This window comes from Paenibacillus sp. DMB20, assembly GCF_000987955.1.
In the GTDB taxonomy this organism is placed as follows: domain Bacteria; phylum Bacillota; class Bacilli; order Paenibacillales; family Paenibacillaceae; genus Paenibacillus_AQ.
Genome location: NZ_LAZU01000003.1, coordinates 179,229 through 201,951, shown reverse-complemented (window position 1 = coordinate 201,951; position 22,723 = coordinate 179,229). Strand labels below are relative to the sequence as shown.

Annotated in this window: 21 protein-coding genes and 1 pseudogene; 3 read left to right on the top strand and 19 right to left on the bottom strand. The window is 46.9% G+C overall.

The window, feature by feature from the left end; all coding sequences use genetic code 11:
• Positions 1 to 101: 101 nt before the first annotated feature.
• The 18 genes and pseudogenes from XI25_RS01525 to XI25_RS01440 form a co-directional block, all read right to left on the bottom strand.
• Positions 102 to 905 carry an ABC transporter permease gene (locus XI25_RS01525; protein WP_046677034.1) on the bottom strand — a complete coding sequence of 268 codons (804 nt, stop codon included), beginning with the start codon at positions 903 to 905 and terminating at the stop codon, positions 102 to 104.
• A gap of 12 nt (positions 906 to 917) precedes the next feature.
• The gene (locus tag XI25_RS01520) at positions 918 to 1,727 is read right to left on the bottom strand and encodes an ABC transporter permease (RefSeq protein WP_046677033.1); all 810 of its coding nucleotides are present in this window, start codon (positions 1,725 to 1,727) and stop codon (positions 918 to 920) included.
• Entirely contained in the window at positions 1,724 to 2,707 is a 984-nt protein-coding gene (locus tag XI25_RS01515) for an ABC transporter ATP-binding protein (protein ID WP_046677032.1), read from the bottom strand. Before XI25_RS01515 ends, XI25_RS01520 begins: the two co-directional genes overlap by 4 nt.
• Positions 2,708 to 2,767: 60 nt before the next feature.
• A complete protein-coding gene (locus XI25_RS01510) occupies positions 2,768 to 3,943 on the bottom strand; it encodes a radical SAM protein (protein WP_046677031.1) in 1,176 nt (391 codons plus the stop codon).
• Positions 3,915 to 5,021: a hypothetical protein gene (locus XI25_RS01505; RefSeq protein WP_046677030.1), complete on the bottom strand. Its 1,107-nt coding sequence runs from the start codon at positions 5,019 to 5,021 to the stop codon at positions 3,915 to 3,917. Before XI25_RS01505 ends, XI25_RS01510 begins: the two co-directional genes overlap by 29 nt.
• A gap of 22 nt (positions 5,022 to 5,043) precedes the next feature.
• Positions 5,044 to 6,558 carry a hypothetical protein gene (locus tag XI25_RS01500; protein ID WP_046677029.1) on the bottom strand — a complete coding sequence of 505 codons (1,515 nt, stop codon included), beginning with the start codon at positions 6,556 to 6,558 and terminating at the stop codon, positions 5,044 to 5,046.
• A complete protein-coding gene (locus tag XI25_RS01495; RefSeq protein WP_046677028.1) occupies positions 6,545 to 6,820 on the bottom strand; it encodes an acyl carrier protein in 276 nt (91 codons plus the stop codon). The genes XI25_RS01500 and XI25_RS01495 overlap by 14 nt, the downstream gene beginning before the upstream one ends.
• Before the next feature lie 655 nt (positions 6,821 to 7,475).
• Positions 7,476 to 9,524 carry a serine hydrolase domain-containing protein gene (locus tag XI25_RS01490; protein ID WP_046677027.1) on the bottom strand — a complete coding sequence of 683 codons (2,049 nt, stop codon included), beginning with the start codon at positions 9,522 to 9,524 and terminating at the stop codon, positions 7,476 to 7,478.
• A gap of 141 nt (positions 9,525 to 9,665) precedes the next feature.
• Positions 9,666 to 10,427 carry a GNAT family N-acetyltransferase gene (locus XI25_RS01485; RefSeq protein ID WP_200901336.1) on the bottom strand — a complete coding sequence of 254 codons (762 nt, stop codon included), beginning with the start codon at positions 10,425 to 10,427 and terminating at the stop codon, positions 9,666 to 9,668.
• 657 nt (positions 10,428 to 11,084) lie between these two features.
• Complete coding sequence (locus XI25_RS01480) at positions 11,085 to 12,098, bottom strand: alpha/beta hydrolase family protein (RefSeq protein WP_046677026.1); 1,014 nt, start codon at positions 12,096 to 12,098, stop codon at positions 11,085 to 11,087.
• Positions 12,099 to 12,146: 48 nt separating this feature from the next.
• Positions 12,147 to 12,956, bottom strand: coding sequence for a MerR family transcriptional regulator (locus XI25_RS01475; protein WP_046677025.1), 810 nt, complete (start codon positions 12,954 to 12,956; stop codon positions 12,147 to 12,149).
• Positions 12,957 to 13,416: 460 nt separating this feature from the next.
• A complete protein-coding gene (locus tag XI25_RS01470; RefSeq protein WP_235439611.1) occupies positions 13,417 to 14,634 on the bottom strand; it encodes a Ger(x)C family spore germination protein in 1,218 nt (405 codons plus the stop codon).
• Positions 14,523 to 15,623 (bottom strand): GerAB/ArcD/ProY family transporter, encoded by a 1,101-nt coding sequence (locus XI25_RS01465; protein ID WP_046677024.1) that lies wholly within the window; start codon positions 15,621 to 15,623, stop codon positions 14,523 to 14,525. The genes XI25_RS01470 and XI25_RS01465 overlap by 112 nt, the downstream gene beginning before the upstream one ends.
• Positions 15,624 to 16,203: 580 nt before the next feature.
• Positions 16,204 to 17,619, bottom strand: coding sequence for an MFS transporter (locus XI25_RS01460; protein ID WP_046677023.1), 1,416 nt, complete (start codon positions 17,617 to 17,619; stop codon positions 16,204 to 16,206).
• Positions 17,620 to 17,696: 77 nt separating this feature from the next.
• Positions 17,697 to 18,122, bottom strand: coding sequence for a MarR family winged helix-turn-helix transcriptional regulator (locus XI25_RS01455; protein ID WP_046677022.1), 426 nt, complete (start codon positions 18,120 to 18,122; stop codon positions 17,697 to 17,699).
• Between the two features lie 119 nt (positions 18,123 to 18,241).
• Positions 18,242 to 19,078 (bottom strand): annotated as a pseudogene (locus XI25_RS31785) (NAD(P)/FAD-dependent oxidoreductase); the annotation flags it as partial.
• A gap of 167 nt (positions 19,079 to 19,245) precedes the next feature.
• On the bottom strand, positions 19,246 to 19,521 hold the full coding sequence (locus XI25_RS01445) for a HesB/YadR/YfhF family protein (protein ID WP_046677021.1): 276 nt from the start codon (positions 19,519 to 19,521) through the stop codon (positions 19,246 to 19,248).
• Between the two features lie 116 nt (positions 19,522 to 19,637).
• Positions 19,638 to 19,994 (bottom strand): HesB/IscA family protein, encoded by a 357-nt coding sequence (locus XI25_RS01440; RefSeq protein ID WP_046677020.1) that lies wholly within the window; start codon positions 19,992 to 19,994, stop codon positions 19,638 to 19,640.
• Between the two features lie 170 nt (positions 19,995 to 20,164).
• Here XI25_RS01440 and XI25_RS01435 point away from each other — a divergent pair, with 170 nt between their 5' ends.
• From XI25_RS01435 to XI25_RS01430, 3 genes are all read left to right on the top strand, one after another.
• On the top strand, positions 20,165 to 20,806 hold the full coding sequence (locus XI25_RS01435) for a helix-turn-helix transcriptional regulator (RefSeq protein ID WP_152669045.1): 642 nt from the start codon (positions 20,165 to 20,167) through the stop codon (positions 20,804 to 20,806).
• 215 nt (positions 20,807 to 21,021) lie between these two features.
• Positions 21,022 to 21,090, top strand: coding sequence for a hypothetical protein (locus XI25_RS32725; protein WP_442950348.1), 69 nt, complete (start codon positions 21,022 to 21,024; stop codon positions 21,088 to 21,090).
• Positions 21,091 to 21,190: 100 nt separating this feature from the next.
• Positions 21,191 to 21,430, top strand: a complete 240-nt coding sequence (locus XI25_RS01430) for an indolepyruvate ferredoxin oxidoreductase subunit alpha (protein WP_046677018.1) — start codon at positions 21,191 to 21,193, stop codon at positions 21,428 to 21,430.
• A gap of 791 nt (positions 21,431 to 22,221) precedes the next feature.
• On the opposite strand, the gene XI25_RS01420 is transcribed toward XI25_RS01430, so the two are convergent.
• Positions 22,222 to 22,674, bottom strand: a complete 453-nt coding sequence (locus tag XI25_RS01420) for a hypothetical protein (protein ID WP_046677016.1) — start codon at positions 22,672 to 22,674, stop codon at positions 22,222 to 22,224.
• Positions 22,675 to 22,723: the final 49 nt, after the last annotated feature.

The following is a 22,723-nucleotide window of genomic DNA, read 5'->3' as shown; positions in this document are numbered from 1 at the left end:
CATCCTGCGACCGAGCCCGACGCCCCTACTCTTTCTCCGAATGAGGGCTCGGCGTGCATTACCCCCAGCAGCCGGCTGACTTATATGTCAGAAAAGCCGTATCAACTGCTCGCGCTGCTGTATCCCTTCACGGCATGTTTCCAGAGCAGCCGTACAGCAGCAAAGAGCAGAAACGAACCGGCCAGCGCCAGTCCCGCATCGAGCCAGCTGAGCTGTCCCAGCAGGAACATCGGCCCGAAATTGGTAATAAGGAACAATGGAATGACGAAGGTCCCGATCCTGCGGACCCAGGCCGGGTAAATAGCCATGGGAAAATTGTTGGCGTCCCAGACGGAATGGGCGATCTCCGACACGGAGCCTGTCTGGACGAACCAGAATGAAAGCAGCGCCGGGATAATCATCAGGCAGTACGTGATAACAACGGAGACAAACAGCAGCAGGATAAACCCCGCGAGTTCCAGGAACGTCAGCGGAATATCCATGGCAAGCCAGCCGATACCGATCATGACGAAACCTACGAGAATATCGGGGATCGGCAGCGCCAGATCGACGTAACGCAAGGAAGCCATAAACTGGAGGGAAACCGGCTTCGTCAGCATCAGATCAAGCGAGCCGTCTTTGATATACTCCGGAATTTTCGTGAAATTTGTAAAAAACAGGCCTACATATATTCCGGTTACCACGGTGTGCATGCCTATAAATAGAAGCAGTCCTTCGGGCGGTATGCCGTCTATGTGAAGATCGGTCCGGAATACGACGAGCACATACAACAGCTTGGCGAGCAGGTAGACGGATTCCACCAGCAGACTCATCATAAAATTGCCCCGAAACTCCATCTGGGCGATAAGACAATTTTTGACGAACATGCCGTACAGGCGCGCGTATTTTCTCATGATTTTAAACATATGGAATGTCCGCTACCCCCCAACCGCCGAATATTTCTTCATGGAAACTCGCCACGTCAGACGGGAGAGCCAGAAGAACAGCAGAATCCATCCGCATTGAATGAGCAGCCCCTGGTACATCGCCACCGCTTCCGTTTTTCCGCTGAGAACATTGACTGGAAAATAAATCGTATACGGGAACGGCGTAAACTGAAGAGCTTTCACAACCGACTCCCCGAAAATCTCCAACGGAAACATGCCTCCGCTCAAAATATTGACGAGCAGACTTGTAATGACGAAAAAATAAGAGATTTCATGGAGATAAAAAGCACTCGCGCAGATGCAGTAGGCGATCAGGAAATTGAGCAAAAGCGCCCCCCAAAGCGTGACGGCAAACAAAATCAGCCGTACAGCCTGGAGCTCAAGCACGCCCCCGGCAGATGCGAACCAGATAATCCCGACTAGCAGCAAAGCCGTAATCCCGTAATAGATCGACTTCTGGCCGAAAAAGGAGACCAGCCGATACCCGAAGTAGCTAACCGGTTTGATCAAATACTTGTTAAGGCCGCCATTTTTGATATCGTCGGCAATCTGGTGCTCGAACTGGGTAGCGATCAGCTTGGACACCAATCCCGCTAAGATCGTATACAATATAATTTGACCGTAAGAATACGAGAACAGCGCCGTCTGGCCGGAATGCCGGTACACCGCCGTCCAGATGAAATACTGGACAAGAATCGGAAAGGCGGCCCCGAGAAGACCGAGAAAAAAGTGAAACCGGTATTCCATCGAATGCTGGACGCCCATCGAAAAAACAGCCCTGTACAATTTGCGCCTGTTCATCCGACGGATTCCTTGCGGTAGAGCATCGAAATGCTCTCCTCGATCGGCACGTCCTCGATCGTCCAGTCAACGATCGGAAACGAATCAAGCACAGCACGCGATACTTCCTTCAAGCGGTACTTAGGCAGCTCCAGAACAGCGTTGTAGTCGTCTGCGCTGACGATTTTCCCGAATTTGGCCAACCGCTGCTCGGCAACGGGTTCGGAGAACTGCAACCTTATAATTTTCTGCTCGTCAAAAAGATCGTTGATTTTGTGAAGCTCCCCGTCATACAGAAGATTTCCTTCGTTAATGATGATCGTCCGTTTGCACAGATCCTCGACATCCTTCATGTAGTGGCTCGTAAGCAGGATCGTCGCGCCGAACTGCTCATTGTAGTATTTCAGAAACTCCCTGACCTTCTTCTGGGAGGGGAAATCGAGGCCGATCGTCGGCTCGTCGAGATAAAGCAGCCGGGGCCGGTGGATAAGAGCGGCGATCAGCTCCATCTTCATTCGTTCGCCCAGGGACAGCCGGCGTACCTGCACGTCCAGAAGCTCCTGCACCTCGAGCATTTCCGATAGTTCGGCAAGACTCCGGCGGTAGAGATCATCGTCCACGTCATAAATACATTTGTTCAAATAAATCGACTCGCTGGCGGGAAGGTCCCACCAAAGCTGGTTTTTCTGGCCCATCACAATGGAGAAAAGCCGTTTGAACTCGTTCTTTCGCTCCCACGGCACATAGCCGAGCACGTCGGCCTCCCCGCTTGTGGGATATAGAATGCCCGATAACATTTTGAGCGTCGTGGTCTTCCCCGCCCCGTTGGGACCAAGAAATCCGACGCACTCGCCGGGGCCGATGTCGAAGGAAACGGATTTAACCGCTTCCTTCACCAATGACTTGCGGGCAAACAAATTTTTCAGTGAATTTTTGAGCCCGGCTTGTTTCCGGTAATAAACGAACGATTTGTGCAGCTCCCGCACACGGATAAAGTCCATCCCCGCTCCTCCTGATCGATGGCCTGTTTTGCCTGATTGGACGGCATAAAGTTTAAACGCTTAAACTCCATTGTTATAAAGAAGCACGCATTTCGAGCAAATCGGCATCAGACCACAGGCCAGAACCTCTCGCTGTTTCCGGAGATCTTCGCCGTGGAAAATATCCGCCACGCTTTCTTCGTACAAATTGCCGACACTGAATTCCGGGAAAAATTTGCACGGATTCACTTTGCCGTCCGGCATTACGTCCATTCGGTTCGAGATCGAAAAACACTTCGTCCGGTTCATGGCCGGCTTCTCGCTGCCCCGGATAAATCCTTCCACCTCTTCGGGCTCCAGCGCAGGTTGATAACGGATGCGCACATTCCATACGCGGGAATTGACTCTTTTAAACTCTTCGATCAGTGTGTCGAAATTGTCCGGCGAGATGTGGAACGTGAAGGAGTGCCAGCTGTTCTTGTGGTCGTCCGCAAAGCGGGAGGCAAGATGCGGGAAATGGGCATCGAAGTAGGTGTCCATTTTCTCAGCGGTTTCGGAAGGGATGTACCAAGGGAAGCAAAAGTAGACGGAATCTACGCCCATCTCTTCGAAGAATTCCATAAAGCTGTACAGCTGGCCGACCATCTGGTCGTTTACCGTCAAGGCCACGGAAACCTTGCCTTTATATAGGCCTTGTTTTTGCAGATCCAGCAGCAGCTGTATGGCGTGGATCACTTTTTTGAACGTGCCTTTACCCCGGATCGCGTCGTTCTCCTTCTCGAAGCCTTCCAGGCTGACCAGCATGACCAGATTCTCCGACATTTTCAGAATAGAATCCAGCTTCTTTTCAATGAGAATCGCGTTCGTACAGATCGTCGTGTACCGGTCTTCTCTGGCCAGCAGCTCCGCCAGTTCATCGAACTTGGAATAGAACAGCGGCTCCCCGCCCCACAGGAATACGCGCGATTTGCGTTCTCTCGTTTCGGCCAGAAGCTTCTCCACGACGGGAATCTCGATCTCGTCGTTCTTCACTTCTTTGGCAAAGCCGTGATGGAAGCCGTCCGGATTCCATTCGAAGCAGTGCTTGCAGCGCAGATTGCAGCCGTTATTAAGCTTGATCCCGATCTCGTAAGGCACCGGGGCGGCATAAGTCGGATCTTCCCTGCGTTTTCTTCCCGTTTCCGCCAGCGGAACCAGGGTTCTTTTCATATTGCGGAATGTCAGTTTATCAAACGTAACGGCTGTTTTCGGCTGCATACGTATTCCTCCCAAAATGGTTGATTTTTGAACGCTGCTTCAGCAAACGTCTGCAAATCCCCTCCAGATGATGTTCAGAAAAATCCAGGGCCTTCCATTCCTCAAACCGGATACCGAAACCGCACGATTCCCAATAGGTTGAATTATGAAGCTCATGGTCACCGAAAGGCTCCAACATGACAAACGGGACTCCGTACGACAGCGAGTCGTTTAGCGTCGCGCCTCCCGGCTTGCTGATGATCGCCGCGCTATCGCGCATCAGGTCCGTGTAAGCGGAGTAATCCGGGAGCGGGAACTCCCGAAGGACGCCGTCCTCGCGGACATAACGGACCATCGGCGGAAACGTGTGCCGCCCCTGCGCGTCCCGGCTCCACGGATCCCAGGAGGCCTCCGTACCGAAGTAGCGCGTAACCCCGTCGTCCTCCTCCACCTCGGAGGGATCGTAGACGATCACATCAAGGCTGCGGCCAAGCTTTCGAAGCTCTGAGATCGTGGCGGCGTAAGTCCCGATTCCCCACCCGCCGCCATGGATCAGAATGCGGCCGGCACGCTGCGCGTAAAGCAGAGGCTCCGTTTCGTCCGAAGCAATGTAGCTGCCGGGAGACAGTTTCGAAGGCTCGTAGAACCAGACGTTGTCGTAGCCGGGACACAACTGTTTGTGTACTTTAAACGACGGCGTATCCCACGCATCCAACCGAATCAGCCGGATGTCCAGGGAGCTGCCGGCAGCGGCCTTATAGCGCTCCAGGATCGGCAGCCAGAAGCCGGTAAACACGGCAAAGCGGGAGACACCGGCCCGTTTCCAGCCGTCCAGCAGTCTCTGGACCGCTTCTTCGTCCAGAGAAGAGTCAACAGGCTTGGCCAGCTTATGTCCCATACGGGCAACGGAGAAATCTGCATGGAATGCTTTTTTAGTGGACCGGATCTTGTGCCGGACTTCTTCGCGATACAAGTTCTCGAGAACGTGAACTTCCGTTTCGACTCCTCTGCCTTGCAGGTATGTGTGCAGATGCATAGCCGGAATGTATGCGCCGAGCGAATTCCCCGACGCCAGTAAGGTAACCGAAGATGAATTCATGCGCACCTCCCGAGTTCCAGATTTAGTTGTACACTTTAACGGACAAGTCGGCGAGTACCTGCCGCAGGCTTTCGACCAGTTCGCTGCGGTGTCCGTCGTCACGGCCTACCACCGATACATACAGCCGTCCTTTCGGCATGCCTCGTTTGATTTGCGTTCCGTCAGCGATACGGCGTCGGGTCAGAATCTCGTTCACCATAACGGTATTGGATGATAGCGGTACGATCCCGTAATCCCCGGGTGCTGTCAACAAAAGACCGGATTCGCGTAAAGCTTGCAGGAGTTTCCCGAATGTGAAGCCCTCCGGAAGACCGAGAGAGAAAAACGTAAGCCAGCCGGTATGGTCATATGGTTCCCACCATTTATCGAGATAGGCGTTAATCAGTCCCATGGACTTACGGGCATTGATCTCCACAATGGATACGACTTCTCCGTCCTCCAGTATCATGGAGTCGAAACAGACGAAGCCGTGGTAGCCATCCTCGACCATAGCCTGGAGCGCTTTCTCCATCACGATATAATAACCGGCATTTTCCAACATGCCGTTAAAAGCTTCATCGGCTTTGATAGACCCGCTGTAGTTTTGCTGGTGATTCATCATCCGCTGAACGGAGATGAACTCCTTCTCACCGCTTTCCCGGATGAACCAGTGAGAACTGAAGTCGGTCTCTTTCATCAGCAGAGGCTCCAGCAGGAACTGAGAGCGCAATCCGCTTCCCTCCTGCTTATGCAGGTGGTCCGCTATCCTTCGCTGCATGGCTTCGCTATCGATGAGCAGGTTGCCCTTGCCCGATACACCGAAGGGATCTTTCAGCAGATATGGCCCTCGCTTCAGAAGCGTAGTTCCGGTGGTCTCCATTTCCGCTGCGCTGTTCGCCTCCGATCCGTAACACTTCTCATCGATTCTAGCCAGGAGTCGGTTGGAGTACATCTTGGAGTTAACACGCACTACCGTCTCAAGGTCAGGCAAAGGACAAAAAGGTCCGGCAGCATGTAAGTAAGCCTCCGTATCTGCCGTAATGGCGTAGGGAGACAGATTTTTTGCGGCCAAAGGGAACGCCGCTTGATCCGGCGATTGAGTATGCCGCAAATCATCGGCGGCATTCATGGGAGAAATCGATTTCGGTACGACCGCACCTTCGCGATAACCGGAACCGGCTGCCTGCAGTACCCTGTTTGCCGGTTTAAGAAGCTGGGATTGGTCAGCCGCAAGCTTGAATATGCACTGTTTGAAAACGTCGGGTCCAGGCAAGGCCTCCTTCTCATCGTTCAAATCATAGTGATAACGGGTGCGAAAAGAAAAGCCCAACCCGTTCAGGTACTCGTGCAGCGCTGGATCCATTTTGCAGCGGCTGTAAAGGACATCGTCCGGTCCGCAAAATGGAAAAAGCAGCTCGTCCATACACAGGACAATCGATTCTCGGTCCTTGTCGGGCATAGCGGGCAGCCGGGCCAGATCAGAATCCCTCCAACGCGTTTCGGGATCGAAGGTACCCATAACGATTTTTGGAATTACGCCGGCTTCACTGTTTGACATCTTCGTACAATGGCTGCTCCTGCGGCTGGCAGCTTTTCAGAAAGGTGATAAATGCGTCAATGGACAGGAGATGTTCGTAATCGAATTGGTCATAGTCAATGACCACGTTCAACTGATCCTCCACCTTGAGCATAAACTGGATCATTTGCAGAGAATCGAGGCCAATATCGTTGTTCAGATCCGTTTCGGGGGACAGGGATTGACGGAGTTCCGGTTGGTCTTCTTTAATAGCGCACAAAATGTCTACAATTTTATCGTACATGTCTCCACTCCTTTAAAGGGATAATGTGTGAGGGTACAACCGAATCCTTACGTTTACAAACTCCACTCAAATAGAAACCGGCTTCTCGATCCCTCCCTTTTTCCATAGTTACAATTATTATCTTATTACTGTTAAATACTGTCAACGATAAATATAGTAAAAGGACACCTGATGTTGCACTTAAAACAACTTCCTGCCGAAAAGCCTACCGGTAGATATAACGCGGTTAGCACGGTCGAGAGTGCCTGAGAAAGAAGCATCACAAGAAAGAGAAAAAACAAGTTTCGTTAAGAGCGAATATGACGCTAGTGTATTAAAGAAGCTGTCCTAAAAGTAGACTTTCTACTTTCGGTCCAGCTTTTTCCAGCATCATGTGTTAGCGCAAATGCAAGGGAAAACTTGACTTTCATCCCCCTTGGATAAAGATGCTCATAATAGAAGCAATTATCCGACACGATGCCGATGCGTGCTTAATGTCAACTTCTTGTTTCGGCATATCGCAGCCTAGTATTTTGAGGCTCCCTGAGCAAGACGGATCTTCTTGGCTCTATTCGAAAATCGGTACATATACTTATCACAGCAGTTTGACAACAGCAGCTAGCAAAAAAACCAGTAAAACACATCTTCTTGTGCTTACTGGTTTTTTGAGCGCAGCTTATTTCATTGCTATTTTAAATTCCGAGCCAGGCGCGCCGGCAAATACGATCGTTCCGCTCTTGGGCAGAGTCACTTTGTTGTTTCCGCTGACGATGGTATAGTTGAGGCATAATCCTTGCTCATCATATACCGCGAAAGCACCATTCTTTGGCAGCTTGACCGTCATCGTTTTGCCTGCTGCCGCTGCTGGGACGGTATACCATTGGGCATGCCCGTTCGCTGGCACCGTGATCTTGGACTGATTTCCTGCGTAGATCGGTTTTACATTCGCCTCGCTTACAAGCAAGTACGCGTTTGCCTTCATATAATCGATGCCATCTTCCGTGTAGAACTGGACTTCAGTCGTATCCCGGCCTTCCAATCCTGGGATCTGGATCTGACTCGTCGCCGTGTTCGGACCTGTAATCTTTAGGTCCTCCCAATAACCCGGCAGACCGTCCGCGAGGCTAATTTGGAATACCGGCTGCTCAAAGAAATACTCTTCGGAGCTGAATTTCTGGTTCACGACATAGAACTTAGCACCTTCCCTTTTCGCCCAAGCTTCGACGGTCTCCTTCGGAAGCACGTTGTCTTCCAGCTTCTCGGCCGCATAATGGGACATTGCTAATTGCCCTAATCCCGGCAACGTCACATAGTCTCTCTGCCACAAATAGGTGCGTCCGTTCTTCTCGGTGACGAAGCTGATCTTCGAGGTTCCGTTCTCGTTGATAAAGCTTCCATCCGAAGTATATATGTACTTCGTCTCCGGATCGTTTGCCATGGAAAGTTCTCCGTCCTCGGTGATCTCTACTCGGAACTGCGTTCCACTGCTGGCGTAATAGCCTGCTTGCTTCACTACATCTTGGTGTATCTTGGCCTTAACGGGCTTGCCGAATGATTTGTCCGGCCTGATGTTCTTGATTACGCCCTTTTCCTTGAGCGCTAGCAGCAGCAATTCGTTTGCCAGCAGTTGATTCGTGCTGCTGGTACCGCCGGATGTTAACACGGCAGCTGCCATCTTTTTCTCAGGAAGCACGACGAGAGAAGCAGAATACCCAGAGATGTCCCCGCCCTTGGCCAAGCCCTTTATTCCATATTCATTGAACGGGTATAGCTTCACACTGTCCCAGCCGAGACCGTAATTGTTACTATCATCCGTATCTTCCGGCCAGATGCCTCTCTTGTATTCCTCCTGTTCCATCGTCCGTACCGACTTGTCAGAAAGGATATTGTTCGCCTGTCCCATAAATATTTCCGAGAATCGCACCAAATCTTCTGCCGTGGAATTAATCCCTCCTTCGGCGATCGCATTAACAGAAACATTCGGAAGCCGCCCTTGGTAATCCTTGACATAGAACCCGGCAAACTTGCTGCCTTTCAATTCATCCTGCGGTGTCTTCGTATGATTCATCTGCAAAGGTTCCGTGAAATATTGATGAATAAATGCGGTAAAGCTCATGCCGCTGACTCTTTCAACTAGAATCTCGGCAAGCGAAAAGCCGCTGTTGCAATACACCGAGAATGCTCCAGGGTCTGCCTTCAAGGTCTGGTCGGACAATGTCTGCAGAAATGTATCATAGGCATAGGTGTCATTATCCTCGAACAAACTATCGCTCGTAGACCCAGTACCTCGCAGACCGGAGGAGTGGTTCAACAGCATGCGGGGAGTAATGCGCTTATACCGTTCGTCCTTCATCTTGAAATCGTTTATATACTTGACGACGGGAGTATCCAGATCGATTTTCCCTTCGTCTGCCAATTTCATGACGGCCGCGGCCCCAAATACTTTGCTGACCGAACCGATACCGTACAATGTATCCTTGGTCAGCGGCTTATCGTTCTTGCCGGTCTGGCCAGACACAGTGATTTTTCCATCGTCAATCAGCGCATACTGAACGCTAATCGTATTGGTGGATTCGATTAATAGCGCGGCCTTCTCGGCGGCGGTTTTTCCCAATCTGTGGCTGTCCGCCACCACAGGGGCAACGCTTGAAGCCATCGCTCCGGTTGATGCAATCATGGTCAACGCAAGTGTAGCGGATAGCACCCAAGAAAGCTTCTTTTTCATGAAAATATCCTCCATGTATGTTTGTTATTTCTCTGTAAGGGAAAAGTAGGCTTCGGTTAGAACGGATGTAATATAACAAACAAGCTAAACAAGGACTATGAACGATGTTGGATTTGATGCTGCGGTGAATCCGTTGGACTCTCAGTCAGTGGAGTCGGGAGAAATCACATCCCACTTTCCAAACAGCGTCAAACCCGCCGCTTTAGCCAGCGTCGTCGACGCCTGGTTATCGAGCTGGCATCGGTACTGGGGTTCGTATCCCTGCTCACAAGCATACTTGCAGATTGAACGCACCACTTTGCGAGCGTGACCTTTTCCTCTAAAGGGCGTCAGAGTCAATACGCCGAGATCCGCAATTTGCGCATTGTCCTTCCAGGGATACATGCTGGCTGCGCAGACCAGGCGGTTTTGCTCAAAAGAACCGAAAACCGCCCAGTGATCCAACTCCACGTAAGCGTCATCCAAGTCTTGTTCCGAGGCGGAGGACTCGAACTCGGAGAAGAACGCATCATCTTGCTCTGTTAACCGGCGCAAGACACCTTCCGGATTTTCTTGCAGCAATACGTTCTTATCGGCTTCTGAATAATAAAAAAGATAATCTGCGCCATGCAGAATGACTCCCGCTTCATTCAATTTCCGGCGAAAGGCCTGCTCAGACAGGTCTTGACATTGATCAAGACCTACCTTATCGGCCATCGCAGGCGTCAAGACCGCCATAACCCGGCCATCGGCGGTTTCCAGCACCATGACCCGACGGTCTTCGCTCAGGTCAGGGTTGATGGCGACAGTAAAGACTTCATCGCTATAGAGGACATCTCCGTTCAAAAATGGCGCCCGCCAAAAATCGGTTATCGTTTGTGAAAATAAAGGCATATTGTTTACTCGACTTTGTTGATTTGTCATTATGTTCACTTCCTTATACATTTTTGATTGCTCCAACAGTATCAACATATTTAATAGATAAACTAGAGAATGTTTGAATATAATCGAATGAACCGAGACTTGTTATACTTTTGATTGTACAAAAAAACTTCAAGACGTTATTACAGCTTGAATCAAGTACTCGTCGCCAGCGACAGTTGGTCAAACACCTATTATTTCTGCTAAACTGCTGAACACTATTGGCTTAACCGGAGAAGATTCAATAAGAGCGAGCATGGTGTGTAAAGCATAATTCGTGCTTTTGTAAATTTCACGGTATCACAATCACCTTCATTCAAAGATTTTTTGTATCTATAATATCCTCGATGTTGACAATATGTCAAATTACACCTTTTCTAATATCTAACAGTTTCTTTGATTTTGATCTTAAGCTGGTGGAGATAAGTTGGTGCGTTCTCATGAAATACCCATTATTTGTATGACAATCCAAAATTATAGATGACATCACGTACTTGTATAATTTGTCCCACGAAGAGGGCTAATGACACTTTTCTCTAGCAAATTTACACATAAACTTTCCCTATAAACAAATAGGCTTGCTAGTGAATAATTGGCAGAAGAAAAGCTGGCTTTCCTATAGGAGAATAACGGACTCTATTTTTTACATCTCTCTAGCGATTATGTGTGTTTAGGAAGTTTCTTTAGAAATTGCTCGATTTCATCCATATAGCCCGGTATCGTAATTTGTCTGGGAGCGAAGAGACTAATGAATAATGCCCGCAGGTTCGAATTAGCCGTTTTCTTGTTTAACATGGAGTGATCGGCGTCAGGGAAGACAGCTACGGTCAGCAGCTCAGGTTTTACGATATCGCGATATACCCGTTCCGTATCCTTCACATCGACCTGCATATCTTCTTCGCCCAATATCAATAGCACGGGCGAATTGAAATTACGAAGATCATCAGTGGCATCCGACAAGAAGTTTTTGCTGACAAATGTCCATCTGTCTTTTGACATGAGGCTATTTTCGCGAGCGATTTTTTCATACTCTTCATAGGAAGCATGTTCTTCCAAAAGCTTTCGCACTTGCCGGTCGTACGCCTCTTTGCCTTGAATTTCCGCTTCGGAGTACCCATCGTTTTCCATTTCCTTGCGTATGTAATATTGCCCTTGACTTAACCAATTAATGGCAGGAGATAGAAGAATGCTAAATGCGAGCGGTTCCTTCTTGGCAAGCTTGGGAATAACCCAACCCGCTTGGCTTGCTCCCCAAACTCCAATCTGTTTCTCGTCAATCATTGGCTGCTCTTTTGCCCATGAAATGGCTTGACGGGCTTCTTCCACACGATCATCTATACTCTGATGTAACCAGTTGCCTTCCGACCCGTTAATTCCTCTTTTGTTAAGGGACAAAGAGGCGTAACCATGAGAAGCTAACCGTTCCCAAAGCGGCTTATATCCATCGTCGTGAGAGGCGTCAATGGGGCCATCCCCATGAATGAACAAAACTAACCCCAGCTTGTCCGTGTAGTTTTTAGGCAGCACGAAAGTACCGGTCAACTTGCCCTGGGGCGTCTGGATCTCAACAGCTTGCTCAACCATATCAAAACGGTTTTGCTTCAAAATAAAAAGTCCTGCACCGCCAAATAGCAGGGCTATGATTATAATGGAAATCGTTATTTTCTTTTTCATCTTATTTCTCCTTGTGAGACTTGCGGATTGTACAACACCTGCATAGGTTCAATGGTTATTGGCACCACAGTCATGATTACTACTTTCGATTTTTTCATCAAATTCTATCAAGGCCTGCAATTCATAGTGCAAATCGTTCTTGCTGAATAGGGATAAATAAGATCTTTCAATAAGGATCAGGGGCCCTGATAAGACATAAGAGTGCGCGATAGCATAGTCGTAAAACTCTTCAATCATATGATCCAATTCATCATCTTCACGAACCAGTTTTTGAGTAGAAAGGTACTTACCGCCAGGCAATACAAGATCACCGGGCGCGTGCGTTTCCAGATATAAGGTAATTAAGCTCGAATCATCACAGATATAATGGATGTCCGATTCGAACAAGTTCGTGACGCGCTTTGCCTGTTCTGCCAACAGTTTGGCATTAAGCTTCGTGCCCGTGTCCATTTCCATCCATCGTGCCAAAAACGTGGTTTCTCTCCGCTTTACTTGGTAATGTTTGAGCTGGGAGCTAAAGTTCCGTTGTTCCTGCAGAACTTTTTCGATGAATTGCTGAAGTTCCTTGAGTCGTTGCAGCTCCTTATCCACTTCCCGAAGAGAATGATGAAGAAGCTGTCGATATTGTTCCGCAGAATAAGAAGTCATGCAATCTTTAATGGAATGAACGGGTACTCCCAACTTGCGAAGCAGCAGAATATGCGATAGTTGGTAGATTTGATCCATGCTATACATTCTGTATTGGTTATTGGCTGTGTAGGCGGGCGCAAGAACACCTTTCTCTTCAAAATAACGAATTTGATGAACCGATACGTTCATAAGCTTGGCTAATTCACTAATCGTAATCTCACTCTTCATAGGTTCGTCGCTCCTAAGGATGAATTGCGGCTTGGAATATCTCAACAATACACCTTAGGTCAGACCTAAGGTCAAGTGTTTTGCATAATAATCATTTATTACATTAAATCACTTCATTCTCACGATAGGCAGATGCAATAAGTGAAGTCTATCATTTGGCAGCAATATACAATAGTTGATCCTAAGTATATCATCCGTTTTTGTCAACCTGATTTGTTTGTATTGTTCGAATGGGATCGGACGCACCGAAGCAGCTCGGGGAGCGAATGAGTGAAGAATAGTAGAATCTCTCAAACGTCGGAGCGATGAAGCCGTCTTACATCCAATAATTGTTTACCTTGCGCAGTGCTAGACTGCATATCGAAAAATAGCAAAATACCGTAACCCGTTTCGGTTGCGGTATTGTATTTTGTATACACAACATTTTTGCTGCATTACTTGAGTAGACCACTCGAATTTCTTATTTCGTCGTACCCATAGCGGCGATGGTCGCTTTAACCTTTACTTTCACCTCCGCCTTTGAGAACGTTTGTCCCCAGCGGTCCTGTACAGGTTTCCAGTGATCATATTCGAAAGCACGGGCATACAATCCAAAGCCGACCGGATCGATTTGCGCTTCTTGAATTTTTGCAATCAACTGGCCAAACTGATTTTCCAGATGCTCTTCAATATCCTTTTCCAGTTTCCCCTTCTCTTTCCTGACATCGAGCGGGAATAAGCGTTCCGTTAAAATGATTCGTATTTTAACGTTAACATCGAACTTGAACTTGTCTTCGGCATAATGTGTCTTCGTCTTAACCGATATCTTTTCGGCGCTAAAGCTGTACGCATTTTCCGGGAAAATCTCTCCCTTCGGTTGATCGAATGATTTAAACGTAAATTGAAAGTTGCCTTGCGTTTCGTTCTGCAATATTCGGAGCAACCTATTCTCGTTGGCACCGATCGAGAGTTTGTATTTCCCTTCCTCGTCCATCAATGCAACTCCCGTAACAAGCAACCTATCATCTTTGCGTACTTCCGATACACTGGCGGTTATCCCCTTTTCATAAGCTGCCCGCCAAAGATCCTGGACCGATGTTTTTAGGGTAAGATTACGTCTGGCGGCGGTATCAATAAGCTGTAACACATAGAGCGGTAGCCGGGGTTTGTCCGTCGGTTTATATTGAACAACCTCGTAGGCGGGTCCGTCCACCATGACAATTCTGGCATTCAACGTATTTTTGGGATCTCGCATATAGGGATCAAGCAATTTAAACCAGCCCTCGTGCTGCATCACCTTTTTTCCAATCAGGATAGCTTGGGTTTTCCCGCCTGTAGTTAAAGCCATAAAAGTTTTATCGTCTTCATCCCTTGATTTTCGAAGCGTCGTGGCAGGCTTCGTAAAGTCCTCCTCCTTCATTTTCGCTTCTTCGCTGAAAACCGGGCTAGATGCTGAAAATATCAAGTTGTTTTCTTCATCTAGATCGATGCCTACCAGTAGCGATAACGATAAGTTTTCGACATTGACCTTGTCTCCACAGCCTGTGGCCAGCCATATTACAACCATAAATACGATGAAAATCTTTTTCACCGTGATTTCCACCTCCTGTACTTTTCCAACCATGTGGCAAAAATCAACAAAAAGAGTGGGAATACATACATCACAACCACCTCGACATCGCTTACAAAGGTTGTCCATTTTTCGGAAAGATTCCACGTCGGCTTCGCGATATAGACACATCCGATAACCAGGAGGAAATACATTAATGCATGCGAGCTGTGATCCTGCTTATTAAAGATGTTACTAGTACTGAACGCCGTACAAAATGCATAGGCGTTCCATGCTGTGGACACCTCGAATAGATAAACAGCCAGAAAAAACATGTCGAACCGCTCCAGAAAACGAAATTCAATGTTCTGAAGAAAGTTGAGCGCCGGTTGGTTAAGGGTCGTGATTCCGTCAGGTGAAAAAAAGACAAAACACATAATGGTAACGAACGTATATATCAGCATCGTTATGGTGTTAGCGATGATCATTCCATGAACGGCATATTGCTTTTTATTCAGGAACGGGTAGATAAAAAAGAGAATTTCATTCCCTGCAAATGCGTAAGCCGTCTCCGACAACCCCCTGACGACGGGTTCCCAACCTTCCTTGAACAGGGGAAGGAGATGCGTCCAATTGGTATCCCCTACTTTAAGCAGAAAAATAAACGGCATCCATAACAACATATAGAAAACGAGCTCTGAGTACCGGGCCATTACTCTTAAGCCATGACGAACGACGAGGAAACTGGGAATGGAAAATAGAAATATTATCAGGTATCCAGGTGTTTTAGGCAAAAACCATGCTTTAATATAGAGCATGGCATTGACCATTGTGATCAATGCCGTAAAAGCAAAATAAGCAACAAAAGGGATGACTAGCAGTCTTCCCAACCATTTTCCGAATAAGTGGTTGAATAAGTCCGGAAGCGTATGGTCCGGATACTTTTTTAAGACCAGCAGCATGATCCAACCTGCCAAACAATTGATAAGCCAAGCCAGCACAATGCTCATCCATCCATCCGTTCCGCTCTTGACAGCGAGCGTCCTCGGTATAGATAATATTCCGGTACCCAATTGTGATCCATGAATCAGAAAAATATACTGCATCAAGGTGATTCCATTCATCGCATATTTTCTCATGAGTAATCCATCCCCGGTGGTTTTGTTTTTAACTGCATAACTTTATGGGTTTGGCTCTTTGGACGCTTAAACATGCTCCATACCGCAAATTACGCAATTCAGGAAATAATCCTCGATATTAGGGTAAAATCATAGTGAAATGAAAGGAATCCAAAAGATTCACGGTTCCTTTATTTCCTTAAGATGGGCATATTGTTCATATTTTAACCACACGATAAAATCACTAATTACAGACTTCAATTTTTTCAAACCTAAAAAAGCACCTGGAAGGAATGACGGTCGCCATGCCTTCCAGGTTGCTTCTTCTTTGGGCACTACGGCCGCTATTGAGGTTATGGTTGCTTGTTGAATCAATAAGTTGTTATGACTCGCTAGCTCTTGAGAACCGACCTCACGCCTTTTGATCTCTCCTATTCCAGACGTTTTATCTGCAGCTGGCCATGCACGGTCCCTCTCTTCGTCAGAACTACAATTCTAATACAGGTTAATTATGCAAATTTCGAACGGTCTCAACCCTGATCCGCATCGACACAGCCCGTTACCTCATACAATCCGCATCTTCTTCATTTATTCAGACCCATTACGTCAATGGAAACGAAGACTGTTTTGCCGGTTTTTCTTTTTGTATACGGAAGGAAATGACAAAACTTATGATGATAAAAAGCAGCTGAATCGACAACGCCAGCATAACCCCCGCAAAAATACCCCACTTAAACGTTTCGCTGATCGCTATTAAAGCTCCGCCGATCCCGATGCTTAGTCCCGGACTAAATGCATCGATGAATTGAATAACGGCCGAAACTTCCCCCTCTTCACCTGCCCGGGCATGCTGCAGCGCGATAGCGCCTGTCGTCGGATTGGCCAGGCCGATACCGAATCCTGTGAATAGCTGCGAAATCAAAGCATATACGAGTCCGCCGTCTGGAAGTCTGATTGAAGCGATAACTAACGCCACTCCAACGATCATGATACCGATACCGGTAATTACTCGTTTTCTCCTGCCGGTGCCGCCGTCTTTTTCATCAAACTGGGATTGCAGCCAAGCTGCGGTCGACCAGCTTAATGCGCCAGCAGCAACAATCAAACCTGCAAGATCTGCAGAATACCCCTTCACTTCGGTTAGCGCCAAAACAACGTAGCTTTCCGTAGCAACGTAGCACGCAACATATAACCCTCTTGTAACGATCGTCGCCGGCAAACCCTTTTTAACGGTAAAGGTACCTTCTGGCAATAGCTTGCGCAAGGGCCGGATCATGATGAGAACTCCTGCAATCGTCAGCACAATTCCTTTCCATTCGGATATCCAACCTAACCCGGTTAGCAGCAATCCCGTACCAGCGGTTAATATAATCGCATACGCTTCTTTGGAGAATCCTTTATTAATCGTTGTGTTATTCACGCTTGCCTGAAGCTGAAGTTTACGGAATGAAGGAAAAGTCAGCATGACCGCTAAAGCGATCAGCGGAAGAACAAACCAGAACACAACTCTCCACGAGAAAAATTCTGCCAGAAGTCCTGCCAAATAAGGACCGACTAATGCCGGCATAATATAAGCGCTTGAAAATGCAGCAAGTATTTTCGTTCTGAGCGCATCGGGATAACTTAATGTAATGCTGTAGTAAACACAAGTTACAATTGCGCCAGCTCCAAACCCTTGAAACGCTCTCCCTGCGATTAACATGGGCATATTCACAGAAGTGCCAGCAACCGTTATACCGATCACAAAGATGAGAATTGATACGATAAATGAGGTATACACGCCTAGTTTGTTAATCTGCTGTCCGATGATCATGGAACCAACGATTTGCGACAATAAAAAAGAGCTGAATATCCATCCATATAAATGCAGACCGTTCAAATGCTGCGCCACATTAGGAGCAATCGTCGTAATGGCCAGCCCTTCAAATGCTACGGTTGTTACGGCAAGAATAATACCGATTGTCAACGCCCGGTACGGAACGTCAAAAATTCCGGCTTTAGTGTGATTTGTTTCCATCGTATCACTCTCCACAACTATTATTATATACTAGCTTTGATCATAATGGTCATGACAACTATATTCCCTGACCTCATCTAGAGATCTTTAACATTGTTGTACATGACAGAAAGTATCCTGCGGAAAGTCTCAACTTCTTCTTCCGTTAATCCTTCAATCGTTTTTTTGTACGCTTCAATCGAAGGTGCAAGAATTTCGTTTTTAATCTCGTGTCCTTTATCGGTTAAATATACGCGTAGAGATCTCCGATCCGTCTCATGCGTCACACGATAAATAAAACCTTTCTTCTCCAGCTTGAACAGCATGCGGGCAATGTTCGTCTGATCCTTGTACAATCTTTCGGCAAGCTCTTTTTGAGTAATTCCCTCCCTTTCCCAAAGGATGACCAGTATTTCCCATTGGTCGACAGTAATGTCAAAGGGGTTAACTACTTTTTGATAATAGTTGTTCAGCTTCAGATCAGCCCGGTGAACAATAACGCCTATATATTTTTCTAATTCCAAGGGAGGCCTCCATGATAATTGACATGATGATAGTTGCTATGATCATTATAATTCCAGCCCTTGCAACGTGTCAATGCGCGCAGGCGCCAATGCTATTAAAGGGAAGGCTACTTCCCTTTTTATTCGTCATCGTCAACTACGCCTAACTGCCGGTTTAATTCACTGAATCGGGTGTTTTCGGACGATATTCTGGCCATCTTCTCTGCATTTGGCTCGATATACAGTTTTCGCACTGTTTAGGGCCAGCACTGCATCATTGAACGCCCCGGCAATAAGCATGACCTTGCTCCCATAATTAACGAAATCCCCCACAGCGAAAATGCCGGGAATCGCCGTTTCCATTTTATCGGTTACGTCAAGATTCCATTTGCCAATGCCGAGTCCCCATTCTCGAATCCGTCCATACTCATATGTCACACCATGGCATACGATCACCGCATCCACATGCAGCTGCTCGCTCTCCCCCGATTCAGCATGGCATATATTTACCTGCTAATCGACACTCCGTCTTCACTATGAAACCCCTCCAACCGATAAGGCGTCCGAATCGAGACGGAAGAAGCTTTCATGTTTGATACGCTTCGCTCAAGTCCCTTGAATTGGTCACGCCGATGAACCAACGTCACGCTCGCCGCAATCGGTTCCAACTCATTCGCCCAATCAACAGCCGAATCGCCGCCTCCAGAGATCAATACCCTCTTACCTCGGAAGTCTTCCAGATTATGTACCGAATAAGATAAATTCGTATTTTCGTAGCGCTCCGCCCCATCGATCTCGATCTTAACCGGCTTGCGCAATCCGCCAAAGCCAATAGCCATAATGATGGTTCGCGTCCAATGCCGATCTCCGGCTGTCGAGGTAAGTACAAAAGTACCGTCATCCCTTCGCTCCAAATCTTCGATTTCTTGCCCCAAAACAATGGTTGGTTCAAATGTATTCACCTGCTGGATCAACTGCATAGTGACATCATATAACTCCAGGTTCTCTGTCATTATCTCACCATTAATCACATTTTTAAACTTTATAGATAATTATGATTATCAAAATGATGACCCTTCATATGCCTGCCGTTCCGGCATAATCATAATCCTTTGCGGCTGCTTCTTGAATAAGCTCAGGTAGATCACCCACGGGCAAATACAATATCCTCATGGAAGCAATCGATTATCAGATCGCGGCCATTCAAATACCATAAATCATTTTCTTCTATAAAAAATGCAATGCCGCCATGAACATTCGATATTGCGGGATAACGCGGATCGTCTCTCGTAATGCCAAATGCGAATGCATCTTCCCCGCCGCCGCTATACCGGACATATATACGTATATAGTCCCCCTCGTGATAATCCCAGTCCTTTTGAAAGCAATCCACTGCGGCATCCGTAACGACAATCTTCAATATGTATTCCTCCTCGATCCCTCTATCCGTTTTTGAAAAAGTCGACTGCTTTTTGAATAGGCTTCTTCTTACGGAACATCGTCAAGCGTCATATCCAACCATCTTTTTCCAGACAATCAATCGCATTTTTTCGCTTTGCCGCGGTAAGTGGCAGTCCGAAAGCTGGCTCCGCAGCCGCATGTAAATTTGGCATTGGGGTTATCGATCGTAAAACCTCCGGTCATGCCCGTTTCTTTGTAATCGATTTGTACACCTTCAAGGAACTGTACGCTAGCATTATCGATAGCAACTTGAAATCCCGTCCATCCAATGACCTGATCACCCTCTTCCAGCGAATCGTCAAAGCTGATATTGTACGACAAGCCGTTGCAACCGTCTTCGTTTACGCCAAGACGCAAAAAATATTGATCCCCGCCGATGTCCTTTAACATATCAGTGATCTTGTCTGTTGCTACGTCGCTAATATGAATCATGGAATACTCCCTCATTTCATTTATATATTTTATATACTATAATGTATATAAATTATGCTGAACGTAGCTGTACTTGTCAACCCATTATATTGTGTTACAATACTTTTCATAGATATAAATATCCTATGTTATGTCCGCAAAATGAAGTTCTAATCAAGGTGGTGATTCCTTTGCAACCTAAAGCCGATTTATCGACTCGTGAAACGATATTGCATCTGCTAAAAACAAATGACGAGCTCAGCGCCAAAGAACTTACGGATCGGCTGAACATTACGTCCATGGCCGTCCGCCGCCATATCGACACACTGGAACGCGACGGATTCATTGAATCGAGAATTATTCGGCAGCCGATGGGGAGACCAACTGCCGCATACCATTTAACAGAACGCGCCAATGTGCTGTTTCCGAATAAATATCACGCCGTTGCCCTCGATTTGCTCGACGAGTTGGTGAAGGAATCGGGCGAAAATATGGTCGAGAGATTGTTTGAACGACGTAAAGAAACGTTATACAAAAAGTATACCGGTTTAATGGAAGACAAAGATTTTCAAGACAAAATATCCGAGCTTGCCAATATTCAGAACGAAAATGGCTACATGGTTGAATTAAAGAAAACAAGCGATGACGAATATGTTTTTATTGAGCACAACTGTCCGATCTCCCAAATCGCCAATCAATACAAACATGCCTGCCAATGTGAATTGCGGTTGTTCGAATCATTACTGGATGCAGACATTACTCGTCCGGAATGCCTAAGCAAAGGCGATAAAAAATGCGTATATCGAATACGGCGACGTGACCTCCAATCCTAGATTGGAGGTCTATTTTTTTTTGATTTGAGTCCCGTTCAAGCCAGATCGGCCGACGATACGAAATCGGACGGGTCGAATATATCTTATACTTTATATAATTATATGTTGAAAATATATCGAATATTGACAACACTTAAATCTGCAGCATCCAACTTCGTGAAGGAGGAATTTTGAATATGGCACACCAATGACCGGCATTGTCTTACCCTGCAAATGTGCTGGAGCCGTACATTGATGAGCAAACGGTGCTCATTCATCATGGCCGCCACCACACCCCTACATAACAAACTTGAATACGGTGCGCTGGTCGAAGCGATCTTATCAACAATTAGGCGGCTTGAAGCCACACATATTCTATTCATAACGCAAGGAGGTTGGGATCCTATGTCATTCGTAATTACCGCTGACTGTATCGATGAAAAAGCTGCTGAATGCATGGAGGTATGTCCGGTAGATTGCATTGAAAAAGGCCATGATCAATATTACATCAATCCCCGTATTTGCATCGATTGCGGCGCGTCCGAGGTGGCATGCCCCGTAGCCGCGATTGTCTGGGAAGATGAATTGAGGGAAGACGAAAAAATATACCTCGAAAAAGCAATCCAGTTTTTTAAGAATCATTAATGCACATATAAAAAATCCCCAGAATTTCATTGGATAAAGATTCAGGAATTTCAGCGCTTCCTGCCTCGTAGTTTAGCAAAAGTAAGCCAGAAGGTCAGGCGGCTTTTCCCTTGCCCATAATCTATTAAAGTAAGCAAGCATAGACCAAAAAGTAAAAATGGTAGCTTGGAATGACCACTAAAGTTACCATTTTTACTCTTATAAGCCTAAAAATTTACCGGTACCGAGCCCGTCAAATTAAAATTTGCAACTTATAAGTCATTGAATAATAGGCTTGCTGCCGATGCCGATCATCATTAGACAATTCATCAAATCGGCTATGGATACATGTTCTTGTTTGAAGTGTCGACCATTCCTGCCCGTTCGCCTCTGTATGTCGTCAAGCGTATCCTTTACTGTCTACTTAGACGGGTTACTATCGGATTATTGCACTGGGGTTTCCGCTACCTCTCTCATACGCCTAATCTGATCGGTCACCTTTCGGGAAAACACCTGGTCAAACGTCTCAACGGGGATCTCTTGCGTTAGCAATGGTCTGAGCACATCCTCTTCAAACTCATCCCAATTATCCTTATTGTAAATAAAGGTGCCAAACCCTTTTTCGGGAGTAAAGTACATATACTCGTGGCTATCGCCGTTCTGGATGCAGCCACGCAACTCCTTTTAGAAGAATATCCTTCCATTCGCACTATGACCCGCCATCGTAAAACAAAGAAGCCGCCTAATTAGCGACTTCTTATGCATATATGATGTTCTAGTCGTCCGACATATGTGTCAAGATTTCGGGAATGTCATCTGAACAGATCTTCGATGATGCTTCGATCGAAATCGTTCACGATTTTATACTCCCAGCCATACCTTTTATGATTGCTCGAACTGTTATAAATTCGCACGTGGTCCGGACTATACAAGAGGACGGCGAAGGTAAGGCCGTTTTGCGATTCGAACCAAATTTCATATTCGTCGCCACCGTAATCCTTTACGCTGTTCTTTCGCAGCTTGACTTCGGAAAAGCTGTTCATGATGCGATCGATCACCGCTGGATCCGTAATTTTCAACACTTGCTCGTTCGGACGGAACCGATTTTTTCCGATGCTCATCTCACTGATGGTCTCAGACTCCTTCAACTGATCGAGCACCAGCTCTTTGAACGATGTTCTGAATTGAATCGACGAGTATACCGTCGCGCTAAGTAGAATCAGGACGCAAATCGCCAAAAAGACATACCATGAGCGCTTGCTCACCTGCCATCTCCTCCCTCGTCATGATTCTAAAAACTCTCCAGGAATTTGA